Origin of the sequence: Ectopseudomonas guguanensis, from assembly GCF_900104265.1 — a bacterium.
Lineage (GTDB): Bacteria > Pseudomonadota > Gammaproteobacteria > Pseudomonadales > Pseudomonadaceae > Aquipseudomonas > Aquipseudomonas guguanensis.
The window spans coordinates 38,493-56,421 of sequence record NZ_FNJJ01000006.1 but is presented as its reverse complement, the minus strand read 5'-3'; the positions used below and the strand labels follow the sequence as shown (position 1 = coordinate 56,421).

At 63.5% G+C, this 17,929-nt stretch carries 12 protein-coding genes; 9 read left to right on the top strand and 3 right to left on the bottom strand.

Annotated elements, in window-relative coordinates; all coding sequences use genetic code 11:
- Positions 1-39 precede the first annotated feature (39 nt).
- The 9 genes from BLS61_RS10305 to BLS61_RS10265 all read left to right on the top strand — a co-directional run bounded on the left by BLS61_RS10305 (position 40) and on the right by BLS61_RS10265 (position 14,054).
- Entirely contained in the window at positions 40-558 is a 519-nt protein-coding gene (locus BLS61_RS10305; protein WP_090430499.1) for a DUF1214 domain-containing protein, read from the top strand.
- 89 nt (positions 559-647) lie between these two features.
- Positions 648-2,336, top strand: a complete 1,689-nt coding sequence (locus tag BLS61_RS10300; RefSeq protein WP_244157932.1) for a 3-(methylthio)propionyl-CoA ligase — start codon at positions 648-650, stop codon at positions 2,334-2,336.
- A gap of 87 nt (positions 2,337-2,423) precedes the next feature.
- Entirely contained in the window at positions 2,424-5,078 is a 2,655-nt protein-coding gene (locus tag BLS61_RS10295) for a helix-turn-helix transcriptional regulator (RefSeq protein ID WP_244157931.1), read from the top strand.
- 165 nt (positions 5,079-5,243) lie between these two features.
- Positions 5,244-6,392 carry a thiolase C-terminal domain-containing protein gene (locus tag BLS61_RS10290; RefSeq protein ID WP_090430495.1) on the top strand — a complete coding sequence of 383 codons (1,149 nt, stop codon included), beginning with the start codon at positions 5,244-5,246 and terminating at the stop codon, positions 6,390-6,392.
- A 42-nt stretch (positions 6,393-6,434) separates the two neighbouring features.
- Positions 6,435-8,234, top strand: a complete 1,800-nt coding sequence (locus tag BLS61_RS10285; RefSeq protein WP_090430494.1) for a DUF1302 domain-containing protein — start codon at positions 6,435-6,437, stop codon at positions 8,232-8,234.
- Positions 8,235-8,260: 26 nt separating this feature from the next.
- Positions 8,261-9,622 carry a DUF1329 domain-containing protein gene (locus tag BLS61_RS10280; RefSeq protein ID WP_090430492.1) on the top strand — a complete coding sequence of 454 codons (1,362 nt, stop codon included), beginning with the start codon at positions 8,261-8,263 and terminating at the stop codon, positions 9,620-9,622.
- Between the two features lie 72 nt (positions 9,623-9,694).
- Entirely contained in the window at positions 9,695-10,771 is a 1,077-nt protein-coding gene (locus BLS61_RS10275; RefSeq protein ID WP_090430490.1) for a WD40/YVTN/BNR-like repeat-containing protein, read from the top strand.
- A gap of 24 nt (positions 10,772-10,795) precedes the next feature.
- The gene (locus BLS61_RS10270; RefSeq protein WP_090430488.1) at positions 10,796-13,231 is read left to right on the top strand and encodes an efflux RND transporter permease subunit; all 2,436 of its coding nucleotides are present in this window, start codon (positions 10,796-10,798) and stop codon (positions 13,229-13,231) included.
- A 10-nt stretch (positions 13,232-13,241) separates the two neighbouring features.
- Positions 13,242-14,054: a substrate-binding periplasmic protein gene (locus BLS61_RS10265; RefSeq protein ID WP_090430486.1), complete on the top strand. Its 813-nt coding sequence runs from the start codon at positions 13,242-13,244 to the stop codon at positions 14,052-14,054.
- Positions 14,055-14,279: 225 nt separating this feature from the next.
- Here the strand turns inward: BLS61_RS10265 and BLS61_RS10260 are convergent, their stop codons facing one another.
- Genes BLS61_RS10260 through BLS61_RS10250 form a run of 3 tightly spaced genes read right to left on the bottom strand, consistent with a single transcriptional unit; the run spans position 14,280 to position 17,923 of the window.
- Entirely contained in the window at positions 14,280-15,005 is a 726-nt protein-coding gene (locus tag BLS61_RS10260) for a substrate-binding periplasmic protein (RefSeq protein WP_090430483.1), read from the bottom strand.
- Between the two features lie 11 nt (positions 15,006-15,016).
- A complete protein-coding gene (locus BLS61_RS10255; RefSeq protein ID WP_090430481.1) occupies positions 15,017-16,639 on the bottom strand; it encodes a methyl-accepting chemotaxis protein in 1,623 nt (540 codons plus the stop codon).
- A gap of 24 nt (positions 16,640-16,663) precedes the next feature.
- Positions 16,664-17,923, bottom strand: a complete 1,260-nt coding sequence (locus BLS61_RS10250; protein ID WP_090430479.1) for an anaerobic sulfatase maturase — start codon at positions 17,921-17,923, stop codon at positions 16,664-16,666.
- Positions 17,924-17,929 lie beyond the last annotated feature (6 nt).

The following is a 17,929-nucleotide window of genomic DNA, read 5'->3' as shown; positions in this document are numbered from 1 at the left end:
CCCCGTGCCGAGTGGCACGTCCACTATTGGAGGACGCATATGAGAGTCGCGCCAACGGCCTTGCTGGCCGCCATCGGTCTTGGCCTGGCAGCCCCGGTATCGGCTGCCGATACGCAGCAACTGGCACAGATCGCCAAGGATGCCTACGTCTACGGTTACTCGCTGATCACCACGGAAGTCACCCGCGTGCAGATGACCAACGTGGCCGAGGTAGACAACGAGCACGCGCCCATGGGGCAGTTCTTCAACGTCAAGCGCTACCCGCCAGCCGAGTACCGCGGGGTGTCGGCACCCAACGCCGATACGCTCTATTCGATCGTGCCCAACCCGCTGAACAAGTTCACCGTCAGCCCGCGCGATGATCTGCAGTACAACGCCGATGGCTCGCTGACCCTGTACTTCCAGCACGAATCGCTTGGCAAGGACAAGGAGTCCAACTGGCTGCCGGCACCTCAGGGCGGCTTCCTGCCGATGCTGCGCATGTACTGGCCGAAGGTGCAGAGTCCGTCGATCTTCGACGGCAGCTGGGCTCCGCCTCAGGTCGTCCGAGCGCAATAGCGACCTTCTTAGCTCACCCCCTCGCCGCTGGGGGGTAAGGTAAAGTCGAGCAACCCTATGCTGTGCCTCGTGCCATCGCGGCGCGCGGTATGACCCGCGCCGGAGAGAGCCCCTACCTCTTACAAGAACAATGGAGCGAAGCCGTGCTGGGTTTGATGCAGGATCACCCCCTACTTATTTCATCGGTTCTCGAGCATGCCTTGAGGTGCCATCCGACGGGGCAGATTGTCTCGCGTACGGTCGAGGGCCCCATGCACCACTGCACCTACGCTGACATAGGGCGCCGTGCAAAACAGATGGCCAACGCGCTGAGTCGGCTCGGAATCGAGCCGGGCGATCGCATCGGCACCCTGGCGTGGAACGGCTATAGGCACCTGGAGCTGTATTTCGCAGTGTCCGGCATGGGCGCGGTGCTGCACACGATCAACCCCAGACTGTTTCCCGAGCAGATCGAGTTCATCGTCAGCCATGCCGAAGACCGCGTGCTGTTCTTTGACCTGAGTTTCGCCGCACTGGTCGAGCAACTGGCGCCGCATCTGACCGGTGTGCAGGCCTTCGTGGCGATGACCGAGCGCAGCCACATGCCCGATATACGGGTACCCAACCTGCTGTGTTTTGAGGAGCTTATCTCCGACGAAAGCGAGGAATTCGCCTGGCCGAGTTTTGACGAACGCCAGGCATCTTCCATGTGCTACACCTCTGGCACCACCGGTAACCCCAAGGGGGTGCTGTATTCTCATCGCTCTTCGCTGCTGCACTCGCTGGCGCTTTGTACCCGTGAGGGTTTCGGCCTGTCTTCGCTGGACTCGGCATTGCTGGTGGTGCCCATGTTCCACGTCAATGCATGGGGCATGCCCTACGCCTGCGCCATGACCGGTACCAAACTGGTGCTACCAGGGCCGGCTCTTGACGGAGCGAGTATCTACGAACTGATGCGCAGCGAGCGAGTGACCCTGGCCCTGGGCGTGCCGACCGTGTGGATGATGCTGCAGCAGCATGTCGAAAGTCAGGGGCTTTTGCCTGCCAGCGAGCTTTGTCTGGAGCGGGTAGTGATCGGGGGTGCTGCGGCGCCGCGCAGCCAGGTCGAGCGCTTCGAGCGTGACTTCGACACCCGGGTCATGCACGCCTGGGGCATGACCGAAATGTCGCCATTGGGCACGCTCTGCGCGCCCTTGCCCAAGCACGTCGGTGCCGACCTCGAGGCGCGCCTGGACCTTCAGGCCAAGCAGGGCAGAGCGCTGTTCGGCGTGACCATGAAGGTGGTCGACGAGGATGGCGCCGAGTTGCTGCGCGACGGCCGCTCGGCAGGGCGCCTGTTGGTGAAGGGGCCCTGGATCGCCAGCCACTACTACCGGCAGACCGAGACCATCCTCGATGAGGAGGGCTGGTTCGATACCGGCGACGTGGCCACCATCGATGCCGACGGCTACATGCAGATCACTGACCGCGCCAAGGATGTGATCAAGTCGGGCGGGGAATGGATTTCCTCCATCGATCTGGAGAATGCCGCGATGGGCCACCCGGCGGTCGCTGAAGCGGCGGTAATCGGCATCCCTCACGAGAAGTGGCAGGAACGCCCGCTGCTGGTGGTGGTGTTGAAATCGGGCAAGTCGGCGAGCAAGGCACAGCTGCGCGACTTCCTCGCCGAGCGCGTGGCCAAGTGGTGGCTGCCGGACGACGTGGCCTTCGTCGATGCCCTGCCGCATACCGCCACTGGCAAACTACAGAAGATGAAGCTGCGTGAGCAGTTTCGTGATCATGTTCTTCAGGCAGATTGAGACCAGGGCCCTGCTTACCGACTGGCGCAGCGGTGGAGTCTGCACCGATACTGGTAACGAATTCATTCCCTGCCCGAGGCGCCGTACGTGGAAAGGATCGAGCCAGAGCTGGTACTCAAGACCACCCCGCCGAGAAGCCAGAAGACTGCCTACCGCCGTGAACGCCTGAGCCTGGAGATGGATGGGCTGGCTTCACGCATGGCCATTTCCGTGCATGCGCCAGCGGGTTTCGGCAAGACCTGGTTGCTGTCTCAGTGGCGTCGCGAGCTGCTTTCTCGCGGTGCTGTCGTGGCATGGCTGACCCTGGATGGCCGCGACGACGGAGTGCGCTTCGTACAGGGCCTGGCCGCCGCCATGCTGGTGGCCAGCGGTCGTCAGGTTTTTGCCAGTTCGACCAACCAGGCCATGAGCCGCCGCGACGCGCTGGGTGATCTGACCGAGTGGCTGGCCGAAGTGGCCGACCTGGGCGGTGAGGTGGCGTTGATACTGGACGAAGTCGACGTGCTGCCGGATGCCACCATTCGCTTTGCTCTGGCTTATCTGCTGCACAATGCGCCGGCCAACCTGCGCGTGCTGATGGCTTCGCGCCGCCGCCTCAATCTGCAAGCTACCGAGCTGGAGGCGCGTGGGGCATTTCTCGGTTTGGGCCTGGAGGACCTGCGTTTTCGCGTCGAGGAAACGGTAGAGGTGCTCGCCAGTCGCTTCGGTGAGAGTCTCGACATAGACCTGCGGGTCGTGTTGCACGAACTGACCGAGGGTTGGCCTCTGGGTTTGCAGCTTACGGTGGCGGCTATCGAGAGAAGCGGTACTCCGGCGCGCGCCATCGAGGAGCTCAAGGCCTGTACCGGGGATATCCAGCGCTACTTCGTGGATAGCCTGGTGGAGAAGCTGCCCGCGGATCAGGTCGACTTTCTCACCTGCATCGCCTTGCCGGAAAACCTGCATCCCGAACTGTGCATCGCGCTGACGGACGACCCGCAGGCGGGCGAACGGATGTCTGAGCTATGCGCCAGCACGCCGATCTTCGCCGAGTCGCAGGGCACCGACTGGGTGCGTATCCACCCTTTGGCTCGCGAGTTCCTGCAACAGCGTGTGGCCCTGCTGTCGCAGGCGCGGCGCAGCGATCTGCACCGGCGGGCCGCCGTCTGGCTGGAGACCCGCGGCTTCTTCGAGGAGGCGGCGCGCCATTACCTGAGTGCCGAACTGCCGGCGAAGGCCTACAACATGATCGAGCAATGCCTGTACGAGATCATGCTGCGTGGCCAGTTCAATCGGGTCATCGAATGGATTGGCGAGCTGCCCGCCGCAGAGGTCGAATCGCGTCCGCGCATGTGCCTGGCAGCTGCCTGGGCACTGGCCATGAGCGATCGTTCGGAGCAGGCCAGGCATCTGATCGAACGGTTGCAGTCCGATCCATCGATCGATGAGGAGGCCAGCTGCGAGGCTGCCGCCATCGCCTCGGCTGCCGCCTATTTCTCCGACCGCCCGGACGAGTCTCAGGCCATCATCGGCCGCTGGACGCAATCGCCGCCGCGAAGCTCGGTGAAGGTGCAGGCCATATTGGCCAACCAGCAGGCACGCCTGGCGCTGTTTCGCGGCCAGCCGGAGGCCGCCCGGCGCATCTGTCGCAAGGCGCCGCAGTTCAGCTGGACGGACGGCCTGGATGCGATTCGCGGTTTTGCCGAGTGGGTGGTCGGCGTCACCTACCTGTGGGAGGGGCGCATGCAACCTGCCGCAGACTCCCTGCGCAACACCTTGCAGCGTGCCGAGCAGGATATCGGTCGGCGTAGTTCGGTGGCGACCCTGCTGGCCTGCTCGTTGGCGGCGGTGCTGCTGGAGCGGGACGAGCTGGGCGAAGCGACTACCCTGCTGGCGAACCGGCTGGACGTCGTCGAACGGCTGGCCAGCCCTGACGCCATCGTCTTCGGTTTCGTCACGGCAGCACGACTGGCGGGCCTGCAAGGGCAGGGTAACCGTAGCTACGATCTGCTGGAGGCGCTATATGCCCTCGGTGACGAGCGCAATGTGCCGCGGTTTCGAATGGTCTCGCTCGGCGAGCAGATCCGTCTGCATGCGCTGCAGGGGCGAGTGGATACCTGCCAGGTGCTGTGGCGGCGGATCGAGGAGGTGCTTCCAGCCTGTTTCCACGACCCTGACAGCCTGCTGGCGCCGGAGCTGCGCCTGCATGTCGGTATCGCTCGTGCCTATACCTTGCTGGCGCAGCGAGGTTGGCCGGAGTTGCTGGTTACCGCCTCCGAACTCCATGAGTTGGCCAGCCGGATGCGGCGTGGTCGCGAGCTGGTACAGGCCCTGCTATTCAAGGCCCTTGCGCTGCATGAGACGGGGCGCGACGGCCAATCCAGCCTGCGGGAGGCTCACAGCCTGGCGGCGGAGTACGGCATGCGTCGGGTGCTGCTCGATACCCACCCGTTGCTGGCTCGCTGGAACCTGCAGGAAGATCCATCCGTGAAGGCGTTACCCAAGGCGCCCGCCATGGAAACTGCTGCGCGGATTCCCGCGACCAAGGTAGCGCCAAGCCGCCTGCTGACACCCAAGGAGCAGGAGGTTCTGCAGCTGCTGGCACGCAATCTTTCCAACAAGCAGATTGCCCTGGCCCTCAACGTCGGCGAGGAGACGGTCAAGTGGCACCTGAAGAATCTCTTCGGCAAGTTCCAGGCGGGTACGCGACGGCATGTAGTGGATCGCGCCTACATGCTCGGTATCCTCGAGGCGGAGCGCTGATTCGGCGCCGCTTCGCTGCCAGCTCCGATCCCTAGCCCCCCATCTCCCTGACGCAACCCCCCATACGCTGGGGGGGGCATGCTCCTCTGCCGCGCATACCTTCTCCACACGGATTCAATGCCAGCCGGATTCCTCCGGCGAGGCCGTCGACCTGGTGGAGCCAACATGTCGGAACGAGTGCTCATCGCAGGGGTTGGAGTTACCCCCTTCACCCCATTGACCACACGAAGCCCGCTGCCCGAACTCGTCGGTCGTGCGGTGCGCCTGGCGCTTGAAGATGCGCGCATCGACTACGACCTCGTCGATCAGGTGTTCATGGCCAGCGTGAATTGTGGGGTCGGCATCAGCGAGCAGCTGTTGATGCAGATCGGCTTGTCCGGTGTGCCGATGTTCTGCATGCGCGATGGCGGAGTCTCCGCCAGCACCGCCGTGCACCAGGCGAGAAACAGCATTCTGGCTGGCGAGGCCGAGGCGATCCTGGTGCTCGGCTTCGAGGACATGCGTGCAGGCATCAGCAAGCGCACCCTGTTCGGGCTGGACGATTTACCCGGAGATGACCTGGCAGAGGCCTCACTACCCGCCACGCCCTTGCACATGATTGCCCTGCGCGACCATCCAGCGGCGCTTTATGCGGCGCAGATGGCTTGGCTGAAAGACCACCTGGGCGTCACGGATGCCGGCTTCGAGGCGGTGGTCGAGCGGGCCCGCAATCGTGCCCGTCAGGGTGGCGCGATCATGGCCGATTCGCTTCAGCAGGACGCTTGGCTGCCTCCCTATCTATGCCCGCCTGCCTGTGGCGCGGCAGCGGTGCTGCTCTGCTCCCAGGCTTTCGCCGCGCGCTACGGCGCCCGTGGCGGGGTGGCCATTCTCAGCAGTACGCGTGCCAGCGAAACGCTCTCGGAACTGGCAGCCGGCAACCTTCTGGATGTGCTTGGCCGTGCGGCGACCCGCAGGGCCTGCTTGCAGGCCTGCGCACAGGCCGGAGTTGGCGTCGAGGATCTGGACGTCGTCGAGTTGCATGACCAGAGCGTGGGCGACTTCCTGACGTTCAGCGCCGCGCTGGGTCTGTGCGAGGAGGAGGGGATGGGCGAGTTTGCCCTGTGTGAAACGTCCAGGCCTGCCGTCTGCCCATCGGGTGGGTTGCTCGGATGCGGCCTGGTGCCGGGAGTCAGCGCCCTGGCGCAACTGGCGGAGCTGGTTCGCCAGCTCCGCGGTGAAGCGGGGGGGCGCCAGGTTCATGGGGCCCGCACTGGTCTTCAGCACAGTGCCGCCGTCGGCCGTTCGGTCACGGTCGCGATTGTTCAGCGGCTCTGAGTTCGTAACTGCAGCATTCACCACAACACAGTGAGTATCACGATGAAGAACAACAATAATACCCGCCATCTCTTGCGGCCCAGCCTGTTGGCCTCGGCCGTGCTGGTCGCGATGGGTGGCCTACCCGTGCATGCCCTCGAGCTGGATACCGGCATCGATGACCTCCAGGTACGCTTCGACAACACGCTGAAGTTCAACTACGCCCAGCGCGTGGAAAGCGCCAATTCCAAACTGGCCAATGCCTGGAACAACAACGACGGCAACCGCAACTTCTCTGCGGGCAGCGCCGTCTCCCAGCGGGTGGATGTGCTCTCCGAACTGGACGTTGTCTATCAGCAGAGAATGGGCTTTCGGGTCAGTGCCAACAGCTGGTACGACCATGCCTACGACAAGGTGGGCAGTGCCAATGCGGCGACCAATCAGCTTCATAACGGCGCGCCGGATTCGCGCACGCTGAGCAGTTATGCCGACCGCTATTTCAACGGTCCTTCGGCCGAAGTTCTCGATGCATTCGCGTTCTTCAGCGCCGAGGTCGGCGAGGAGTCGCTGCTGAGCGCCAAGCTGGGCAAGCATACCCAGTACTGGGGCGAGAGCCTCCTGGCCTTCGCCCATGGCAACAGCTACGGCCAATCCGGCCTGGATATCGCCAAGGCCCTGGCGGTGCCGGGCACCGAGGCCAAGGAGCTGTTCATCCCGCGCAATCAGCTTTCGCTGAATTTCACCTTGAATTCCGAATTGTCCGTCGGTGCCCAGTACTTCCTGGACTGGGATGCTTCGCGTCTGCCTGAGTCGGGAACCTATCTGGGCTTCAACGATGCCATCCAGCATGGCAGCGACGATCTCTCGCTGATCGCCCAGCCCAATCCGATCTTCGGCTTGGTGCCAGGCGCTCCCCGATTCCTGCGGCTGACCGGTGGGCATACCTACACGCCGGACAAACGCGGCGACTTCGGTCTGATGGCCAAGTGGAGCCCCGCGTGGCTCGACGGCACGCTCGGGATTTACTACCGCAATACCTCCGACATCCTGCCCAACCTGGCTTTGCAGCCGGTAGCGGTGGGCATGCCGCAGCTGATGTCCGGTGTCGTGGGCAGCTACAACCAGTTCTATGTCGACGACATCGACGTATACGGCATCAGCCTGTCGAAGAATATCGCCGGCGTCAGCGTGGGCGTGGACGTCAACTACCGCGAAAACATGCCGCTGGCCAGCATCCCGGCTACCGTCAACCCGCTCGCTGCGGCGGGCACGCCGGGTTTCGTCAGCCGCTTCGATGGCAGCGACGGCGTTGCACGTGGCAAGACGGTGCATGCCGTGGTCAACGGCCTGACCACCTTCGCCGGTACCCCGGTGTGGGATGGTGCCTCGCTGTTGGTCGAGCTTGCCTACAGCCGCTGGCTGGATGTGACCAAGAACGAGCAACTGTTCAAGGGCGAGGCCTGGTACCGCGGCATCGACAAGGTCACCAAGGACAACTATGTCCTGGGAGTCAACTTCACCCCGACCTGGTACCAGGTCTTCCCTGGCGTCGATATCCATCTGCCGATGACCTACAACGTCGGCCTCAACGGTCACTCTGCCGTGCAACTGGGTGGCAACGAGGATTCCGGCAGCTACTCGGTAGGCATCGCCGCCGACGTGCGCAATCAGTACCGCTTCGACCTGAAGTACGTGGACAACTTCGGCCCGTTCGACACCTGCGAGTCGCCGGTCGATGGGGCCGCTCCGGGCGCCAACGGTCAGTACAACTGCGCACTGGGCCAGCCCACTGCCTTTGCCGGTACGCCTGCGCAGTTGAAAGACCGCGGCATGGTCACCTTCACCTTCAAAACGACGTTCTGATCACTGCCTGATCACAGGAGATAGCTATGACATTTCTCAAAACCCTGCTGGCCAGTGCACTGGTCATGGCCTTGGGAGGCGTTGCACAGGCGGCCGTCTCGCCTGAGCAGGCCGCAGAACTTGGCAAGAGCCTGACCCCGGTTGGTGCCGAGCAGGCCGGCAATGCCGACGGCACCATCCCTGCTTACAACGGCGGGCTTACCACCGTGCCCAGCGGTTACAAGGCTGGTAGCTCCATGCGGGTCGATCCCTTTGCCGACGAGACGCCACGTCTGGTGATAACCGGACAGAACGTCGCAGAGCATCAGGACAAGCTGACTGCCGCGACCCAGGCGTTGTTAAAGCGTTTCCCAAGCTACCGCGTCGATGTCTACCCGACGCACCGAACGGTGGCGTTGCCGCAGCGTCTGCTCGACAACACTCTGAAGAACGCGGTGCAGACCCAGGCAGTAGAGGGCGGCCTCGCCCTGGAGACCGCCTTGCCCGGCGTGCCGTTCCCCATTCCGCAAAGCGGCTACGAGGTGATGTGGAACCACTTGCTTCGTTATCAGGGCCACGCAATCAACTCCAAATACGATTCGTGGAACGTCGATGCCTCCGGCACGGCATCGCTGGCCACCACGGGTAACGCCTTCATCGAGTATCCGCTGTACGACCCGGCCAATACCGGTCCGGCCAAGGAAAACGACATCTATTTCAAGACCAAGCTCTACTATCAGGGACCTGCGCGTCGTGCCGGCGAGGCGATTCTGATTGTCGACGCGGTCAATCCGCTGAAGCAGCCGCGGCGTGGCTGGCAATATCTGCCGGGGCAGCGCCGGGTCAAGCTGGCACCGGACATCGCCTACGACACGCCGAACCCGGGAGCGGTCGGTGCATCCACCTACGATGACGCCTGGGTATTCAACGGCGCGATGGACCGCTTCGACTTCAAGCTGGTGGGCAAGAAGGAAATGTACGTGCCGTACAACACCTACAAGCTGAACTACCACGAGAAGGCGGCCGACATCACCACGCCCAACCACATCAATCCGGATCTGACGCGTTGGGAGCTGCATCGCGTATGGGTGGTCGAGGCCACGCTGAAGCCAGGCAAGCGCCACATCTACGCCAAGCGCACCTTCTACGTGGACGAGGACAGCTGGATCGCCCTGGCCTCCGATGCCTATGACGCACGTGGCCAGCTGTTCCGTGGCGCCTTCGCGCACATGGCCTACAGCTACGACGTGCAGGCGCCGAACTCGGACAACCACATGTTCTACGACTTCGTCTCCGGGTCCTACAACATCACCGGCATCTATGGCCCCTATGGCGGCGTGAAGTACATCGAGCCGCTCTCCAAAGCCCAGTGGTCGGCGGAGTCGCTGGCCGGTGCCGGTATTCGCTGAGTCGCACTCCAGCGGTGATTTCCACCGAGGGGCCGTATGCCCTCGGTGGCTTTTTAACCCGGGAACTCCATCATGAATATGTTCAAGGGGGCAGCCTTGGTTGCCCTGATCGTGGCCGTGGCTCTGCCGTTTACCCGTGAGGTCGTCGCGGCCGCAAACCTCGATGTGCTGGACACACCGGCGACGTACAGCCCGCTGGCAACCCAGGGCATTCTCACCGGCATCGCTCGGGCCGGAACACGACTGGTCGTGGTCGGCCAGCGCGGCCATATCCTCTACTCCGACGATGCCGGCCAGCAATGGCAGCAGGCCCAGGTGCCAGTCAGCTCGGATCTGGTCGCCGTGCATTTTCCTACCGCAAGTCTCGGCTGGGCGGTTGGTCACGATGGCGTGGTGCTGCATAGCAGCGATGCCGGCGCCACTTGGCTACGCCAGTTGGATGGTCGCCGGATTGGAGCGCTCATGCTCCAGCACTATCAGCGCCTGGCGGCACTCCGGCCCGAGGACGACGCTCTGGCTGCATGGATAGAGGAAGCGCAGCGCATGGAAGAGCAGGGCGCGGACAAACCTTTCCTGGACGTCTGGTTCGCCGATGAGCGTGACGGCTATGTAGTCGGGGCCTTCGGCCTGATCCTTAAGACCGAGGATGGCGGCCGCAGTTGGCATCCGTTGCTCGAGCGCGTCGACAACCCGAGCCTGCTGCATCTGTACGCCATTCGCCCGGTCGGCGAGGAGCTGTTTGTGGTTGGCGAACAGGGTCTGGTGCTGCGCCTGGACCGGTCGGCACAACGTTTCACTGCCATTCCCATGCCTTACAACGGCAGCTTCTTCGGAATCCTCGGCAAGCCCGGAGTGGTCATTGCTTACGGCTTGCGTGGCAACGTGTTTCGTAGCACGGATGGGGGAGCGAACTGGAGCAAGGTGGAGACAGGCCTGGAGCTGAGCATCACGGCAGGCACTGTGATCGCCGACGGTCGCATGGTGTTGTTCACCCAGTCCGGCCACCCGCTGGTGAGTTCCGATGATGGCGCCAGCTTCCAGCCAGCCGAGCAATCGCGCTTGTTACCCGTATCCGCCGCAACCGAGTCAGGTACCGGTTCGCTGGTTCTCGCCGGCCCTCGTGGCGTGCGTCTGTTGCCGTTCGAATAAGTACAAGAAAGAGAGACAACCTTCATGGCTATCCAAAAGCTCGACTCCATGCCCGTGATCCGCGAGCTGAAGGACTTCGACGCCCGCTCCGGCAGCCTGCTGGAGCGATTGATCTTCAACCATCGCCGGCTGGTGATCTTCGCCTGTCTGCTCGTCACCCTGGTGCTGAGTTACTTCGCCGCGACGCGTCTGGAGCTCAATGCCAGTTTCGAGAAGATGATTCCGCACAACCAGCCCTTTATCAAAAACTACCTGGAGAACCGCCACGCGCTGCGTGGCCTGGGCAGTTCGGTACGGGTGGTGGTGGAAAATACCCAGGGCGACATCTTCGACCCTCACTATCTGGAAGTGCTGAAAGAGGTCAACGACGAGCTGTTCCTCACCCCGGGTGTCGACCGCGCCTGGATCAAGTCGTTGTGGACACCGGCCGTACGCTGGACCGAAGTGACCGAAGAGGGTTTCCGTGGCGGTCCGGTCATGCCCGATTCCTACGACGGTTCGGTCCAGGGGGCCGAGCAGTTGCGCCTCAATATCGCCCGTGCCGGCATCGTCGGCAGTCTGGTGGGTAATGACTTCCAGTCATCGATGATCTTCGTGCCGCTGCTGGACAAGGACCCCGTTACCGGCCAGTCGGTCGATTACCATGCCTTCTCCCGGCTTCTCGAAGAGAAGCTGCGCGGCAAATTCGAGTACGCCGGCAGCAACGGCCAGCACGCCGCGGATCAGGAAGGGACAGGCAAGATCAAGATCCGCGTGATCGGCTTCGCCAAGCTGGTCGGCGACCTGATCGACGGCCTGATGAAGGTGATGCTGTACTTCGGCGTCGCTGCAGTGATCGCTACTGCCATCATCTACGCCTACACCCGCTGCGTGCGCAGCACTGCACTGGTGGTCAGCTGTTCGGCGGTGGCAGTGGCCTGGCAGCTCGGCCTCGTGGCGCTGCTCGGCTATGCGCTCGATCCCTTCTCCATCCTGGTGCCGTTTCTGGTATTCGCCATCGGCGTATCCCATGGCGCGCAGAAGATGAACGGCATCATGCAGGACGTCGGCCGCGGTACCCACCAGCTGGTGGCGGCTCGCTACACCTTCCGACGGCTATTCCTCGCTGGCCTGACCGCGCTGCTGGCCGATGCGGTGGGCTTTGCCGTGCTGATGCTGATCGACATACCGGTGATCCAGGATCTGGCGATCACCGCGAGCATCGGCGTGGCCGTGCTGATCTTCACCAACCTGGTGTTGTTGCCGGTGCTGCTCTCCTACACCGGCGTCAGCCAGGCCGCCGCCGTGCGCAGCCTGGTGGAAGAAGGCGAGGAGCGCCGGGGCAGAGGCCTCGGCGCTCTCTGGAACCTGCTCGACCGCTTCACCGAGCGCCGCTGGGCAAGTGTGACCGTGGCCGTCGCCGCTCTGCTGGCGGTTGGTGGGATAGCGGTCAGCAGCCAACTGCAGATCGGCGACCTTGATCCGGGTGCGCCCGAGCTGCGCGCGGATTCGCGTTACAACCGCGACAACGCCTACATCACCGAGCACTATTCGCTGTCCAGCGATCTCTTCGCGGTGATGGTGAAAACCCCGCCGGAAGGCTGCCTGAAGTACCAGACACTGGTGGAGGCCGACAGACTGGGCTGGTTGCTGCAGCAACAGCCCGGAGTACAGGCCACGGTATCGTTGGTCGATGCGGTGCGTCAGATCACCGCCGGTACCTACGAGGGCAACCCGAAATGGCTGACCGTGGCGCGCAACCAGGACGTACTCAACTACGGCGCCCAGCAGGCCTCGGTGAACAACCCGGATCTGTTCAACAACGAATGCACCATGATGCCGGTGGTTGCCTACCTGTCCGATCACAAGGCCGAGACCCTGGAGCGCGTGGTGCAGGTGGCCGATGAATTCGCCCGCGAGCACAGCACGGATGAGCGGCAGTTCCTCCTTGCCGCCGGCAGCGCAGGGATCGAGGCGGCCACCAATATCGTCGTGCGCGAAGCCAACCGCACCATGCTGATCTATGTCTATCTGGCGGTCATCGTGCTGTGTTTCATCACCTTCCGCAGCTGGCGTGCGGTGGTCGTGGCGGTGGTACCCCTGATGCTGACGTCGATACTCTGCGAGGCGCTGATGGTGTGGCTGGGCATGGGGGTGAAGGTCGCCACCCTGCCGGTGATCGCTCTCGGTGTGGGCATCGGTGTGGATTACGCGCTCTACCTGCTCAGCGTGCAGCTGGCCCAGCAACGCGACGGTTTGCCGCTGGCCCAGGCCTACAAGAACGCCGTGGCCTTCACCGGCAAGGTGGTGGCATTGATTGGCGTCACCCTGGCCGCCGGTGTGGTTACCTGGGCCTGGTCGCCGATCAAGTTCCAGGCCGACATGGGCATCCTGCTGACCTTCATGTTCGTCTGGAACATGATCGGTGCGCTGGTGTTGATTCCGGCCCTGTCGCATTTCCTGCTCAGGAAGGCACACTGAGGGTTAGGCCGTGCGCCAGTGGCTGTTGCGGTTGTGGTTGCTTGGCCTGGGGGCCGTTACGCCACTGGCGGCTCAGGCCGATCGCCTGCGTATCTGTGTGAGCGACCATGCCTATCCGCCCTTGACCTTTCCGCATCGTGACGGCCAGGCCCAGTATCTGATCCGCCGTGCCGTCGGCGAGGTCGGCTGGCAGCTGGAGTTCGTCGTGCTGCCCTGGCGACGTTGTCTCAAGGCAGTGACGCAGGGCGACCTCGATGGGGCCGCTACTGTCGCCGACACGGCCGAAAACCGTAGCAAACTGGCGATGCCGCTGCGGCGTGGCATGGCCCATGCGGCGCGCTCCGTGGGCGAGGTCGTGGCGGTGGTAATCCGCCGTCGGGATAGCCAGACCGAGTGGAACGGCAAGGTCTTCAGCGCGCTACGGACGCCGGTCATCCACGAGGCCGGCATTTCGGCCTTCAGCGAGCGCCTGGCGGAACTCGGCTATCGCGGCCTGGACAGCGCCCACTCGCCGGAGCAACTGATGCGCATGCTGCTGATGGGGCGCGCGGACGTCGCCCTCGGCCTGGAGCCAAGGGTAAGCGAGTTGTTGCGACAGCCCGAGTTCGCGGGATTGCAGCGCCTGCCTTTGCCCTTCATGCGCAGTAACACCTACCTGGCGTTCAACAAGGCGCTATATGCCGAACAGCGGGAGCACCTGGATCGCGTCTGGATGGCCATCGAGCGGATACGTCACTCGCCGGAGTGGCCGGAGCTGGCACGCACGATCTACCCGGGCCGCCTGCACACCCCAGGCGTTGCTGGCGACAGGCAGGAGCCCTAGACGGCTGATACTTCTCCGTGAAAGGAGGGAATGTCGATGCGGTTGGCCCTAGTGCCGTTGCTCGGTCGTTTTTATGTGCCGGGGCTGAGCGAGGAGGGGGTACGGAGCCCGACGACGAGGACCTAGCGCTGCGTGTCGGCGCATGGTGCGCCGTCATCTGTGCGAACTGTGGCTAACGACCAGAGCGAGCTGACTGCTCTGGGGGGCGAGAGACCTGTCTTCGACTTACAAGCCATGGCGCCGGCGCATCAGCTCGATCTGTTCCGCGTGCTCCAGGAGGAAACGGTCGAATTCGGCGATCAGCTCTGGTCGCCTGATACTGGATAGGTAGTAGTGGTCCTCCACATAGCCCATTTGCGGCGCGAATACCAATGCGTCTGGTGTCAGTCCCAATTGCTGCAGGTGATGGGCCGCTACCCGGGGGTTGAGGTATACCGCATCTATTCGATTGCTCAACGCCATGCGCAGTAGCGCGTCGATGCGGTTGTTCTGCACCAGTTGCATGCGTCCGCTACGTATGGCTTCCAGATAGGGCCAGGGGGTGAACCCATTCTGGGTGCCGAGCAGCTTTACGCGTCCAGGCTCTTGGCCCAGGTCTGACGGCTTGAGCAACATGCCGTCCAGATAAGTTGCGGTTGGCTGACTGTAATGAATGACCAGACCAGCCTTCTGCTCGGCATTCCACAAGGGATGGTCAGGGTATTTGAGATCAAAGCGGCCGGAGAGAAAGTCGCGGTGGAGGCGTTGCACCGGCCGAGGCTCATAGATGAAGCGGTATCCTCGGCTAGCGGCGAAAGCATCCAGCAGTTCACGGGCGTAGCCGCGGTACTCGTCGTCCTGTACCTCGTAGTAAGGCAGATAGGGCTGCAATTCGACGCCGACGCGGATTGTCTCCTGAGAGTGCGCTTGCAGGCATAGGCAGAGAACAGGCAGGCAGAGCAAGCTCTTCATCGAGACGCCCTCTAGGTGCGAAAGCGTATGGCCTGCTGCTGCAGACCATTGGCCAACTGGGCCAACTCGCGGCTGGCAACGGAATTCTGTTGGGCGGCGCTGACGACTTCCTGAATGCTATCGTTGAGGCCGGTTATATTGAGGCTGATGTCACAGGCCACTGCGGTCTGCTCTTCTGTGGCTGTGGAAATTTGCACGCTGCCGTCGGCGATGCAGTCGACCGCCGCGGCAATATGCTGCAGCACTTCGCCCGAGCGTCTGGCATGGCCGACGCTTTCATCGGCCTGAGCACAGGACTGACGCATCGCCTCGACCGCCTGGCGAGCCCCTTCCTGCAGGGCGGCGATCATGCCGTGGATGGATTCGGTGGCTTGCTGAGTATTGCTCGCCAAACTCCGTACCTCGTCCGCGACCACTGCAAATCCGCGTCCAGCCTCGCCGGCACGGGCGGCCTCGATGGCCGCATTTAGGGCCAGCAGGTTGGTCTGTCCGGCGATGTTCTGAATGACTGTCAGAACGCTGCCTATCTCCTCACTTTTGGCGTGCAGGCGGTCGATGACGCCGGCGCCTTGCTGGACCCTTGCGCTTAGCTGTTCGATGGCCTGCACGTTGGACTGCACCAGGCTGCTGCCCAGATGGGCTTCGCGCCGCGCCTCAGCGGCATTGCCGGACGTGTTCTGCGCACTGCCGGCAACCTCCTGGATGGCTGCGCTCATCTCGTGCACCGCCGTGGCGACCAGGGCGGCCTGTTGGCCTTGCTGGGCGGTCGCACCACTGACCTGGACGCTGATCGTGCTCATCTGTTCGGCTGACGCCGCTAATTGGCTGGCGGTGTCGCCGAGATGACGGATCAGGCTGTGGAAGTGCTCGAGCAGGGCGTTGAGCGCCTGCGCGGTGATGGCCAACTCGTCGCGACCCTCCACGGGTACGCGCAGGGTAAGGTCGCAGTTGTGACGAACCTCACCGATCAGACCGCACAGGCGGCCCAAGGGGCGGATGATTGAAAGGGCGATGGTCCACGAGCAGGCGAGCACCAGCAGCAAAGCGATGAGCCCGACAGCGATGAAGAGGTTGCGTGTCAGCAGATACTCGCTGTGTGTCGACTCGCTCAGCTTTCGGCCTTCGTCCAGTTGCAGCTGCACCAGACTATCCAGCTCGCTGCCCAGCGGGTCGAAGACCGCATAGAGCTGGCGGTTGAAGCTGCTCGCCTCCTGCTCACGCAGCGGTTCGCCAAGCTGGCGCAGATACCCTGTGGCCAGTCCGTCAGCCTCCTGCAGCAACGCCCGAATGCGCTCCAGATGCTGGCGCTCCTCAGCGGTCAGGCGCGTCGCGGAATAGGTGTCCAGTGCCTTGTCTGCCTCTTGGCGTGAGGTGGTGAACGTCTGGCGCAGCTGTTCTTCCACGATCAGACCCGCACGGTATTTGTGCAGGGCATCGACCATGTCCACCGCATAGGCATCGGCCACGCTCTTGATCTGGCTGATTGGTTGCATTCGATCAATGAACAGCTCCTCGAAGTGTCGGTTGAGCCGGCCAGCGATATCGAGAGCCAGTGCCATCACCACCACTAGGGCCGCGAGCGGCGCCAGGGTCAGGATCAGCAGGCGACGCTGGATGGAGATGCTGGCCAGCATGGTGGGTTTCTCCTTCGGTTGGGGCTACAGCTTGATCAACAGGGGGCCGTGGAAGGCCTGCATGATCAGCTCGGCGGGCTGGCCATGGGCGACGAGCTTGGCCATGGCGTTGAGGTAGGGGGTGAGGTGGCGGAAATAGCGCTTGTAGCCGGCGCACAGGTAGTTGAGCCCGGGCTTGCCGTCCGGTGTGTCGATGAAGCGGTTCTTCGGGCACTCGCCGTGGCAGGCGAACAGGTAGTCGCAACTGCGACAGTAGTCGGGCAGCGCCTCTTGCTTGGCCGCGCCGAAGGCCTGCTGGGCGGGCGAGGCGAGCAGCTCGGCCGGATCCTGCTCGCGGATGTTGCCAAGGCGGTACTCGGGGTACATGTAGTGGTCGCAGGAGTACAGGCTGCCGTCGTGCTCGACTATCGCCGCCTTGCCGCAGCGCGGGGCGAACAGGCAGACGCTGGGCGGCAGCTGGCACCAGGCGGCCAGCGCCCATTCGAAGTTCATCACGTGTACGCTGCCGACGTCCTGGCGCACCCATTCGTCGAAGATGGCCACGAGAAAATCGCCATAGGCCTCGGCCTCGACGCTTTGCGCCGTAACCGCTGCCGTGGTTGCCTGTATATCGCGCAGGCGCAGCTCGGGCGGGGTGGCGAACTGTTGACCGCGTGCGGCATCGGGCTGGGTCGGCGCGCGCTCGACCACCGGGTTGAACTGGATATGGCGCACGCCCGCCTCCTTGAGGAAACGGTAGAGTGCCAGCGGTTGTTCGGTGGCCTCACGCGTTACGGTGACCAGCACGTTGTAGGGCACCGCGTGCTGCTGCAGCAGGCGCAGGCCGCGCATCACGGCGTCGAAACTGGAGCGGCCGCGCTTGTCCGGGCGGTGCCGGTCGTGCAGTTGCCGTGGCCCATCGAGGCTGATACCGACCGTGAACCCCTCGCGGGCGAGAAAGGCACACCAGCTCTCGTCGAGCAGGGTGCCGTTGGTCTGCAGGGTGTTGCGAATGCGCTTGCCGCCGGCGAACTCGCGCTGGTAGTCCAGAGCGCGCTGGAAGAATTCCAGGCCGAGCAGGGTGGGCTCGCCGCCCTGCCAGGTGAACTCCACTACCGGGCTGCGCTGCGCCGCGATATAGCGCTGCACATAGGCGCGCAGCACCTCGTCGCTCATGCGAAAGCGGTTGCCCGCAGGGTGCAGCCGCTCCTTCTCCAGGTAGAAGCAGTAGTCGCAATCGAGGTTGCAGATCGGTCCGACGGGCTTGGCCATCAGGTGCAGGCCTTGCGGCTGGTGATTGCTCATGGCGCA

Bases quoted from the DNA above. Each gene is read 5' to 3' on its own strand.
- BLS61_RS10270 (WP_090430488.1), top strand. From the start codon at position 10,796: ATGGCTATCCAAAAGCTCGACTCCATGCCCGTGATCCGCGAGCTGAAG.
- BLS61_RS10305 (WP_090430499.1), top strand. From the start codon at position 40: ATGAGAGTCGCGCCAACGGCCTTGCTGGCCGCCATCGGTCTTGGCCTG.
- BLS61_RS10275 (WP_090430490.1), top strand. From the start codon at position 9,695: ATGAATATGTTCAAGGGGGCAGCCTTGGTTGCCCTGATCGTGGCCGTG.
- BLS61_RS10285 (WP_090430494.1), top strand. From the start codon at position 6,435: ATGAAGAACAACAATAATACCCGCCATCTCTTGCGGCCCAGCCTGTTG.
- BLS61_RS10290 (WP_090430495.1), top strand. From the start codon at position 5,244: ATGTCGGAACGAGTGCTCATCGCAGGGGTTGGAGTTACCCCCTTCACC.
- BLS61_RS10255 (WP_090430481.1), bottom strand. From the start codon at position 16,639: ATGCTGGCCAGCATCTCCATCCAGCGTCGCCTGCTGATCCTGACCCTG.
- BLS61_RS10300 (WP_244157932.1), top strand. From the start codon at position 648: ATGACCCGCGCCGGAGAGAGCCCCTACCTCTTACAAGAACAATGGAGC.
- BLS61_RS10250 (WP_090430479.1), bottom strand. From the start codon at position 17,923: ATGAGCAATCACCAGCCGCAAGGCCTGCACCTGATGGCCAAGCCCGTC.
- BLS61_RS10260 (WP_090430483.1), bottom strand. From the start codon at position 15,005: ATGAAGAGCTTGCTCTGCCTGCCTGTTCTCTGCCTATGCCTGCAAGCG.
- BLS61_RS10280 (WP_090430492.1), top strand. From the start codon at position 8,261: ATGACATTTCTCAAAACCCTGCTGGCCAGTGCACTGGTCATGGCCTTG.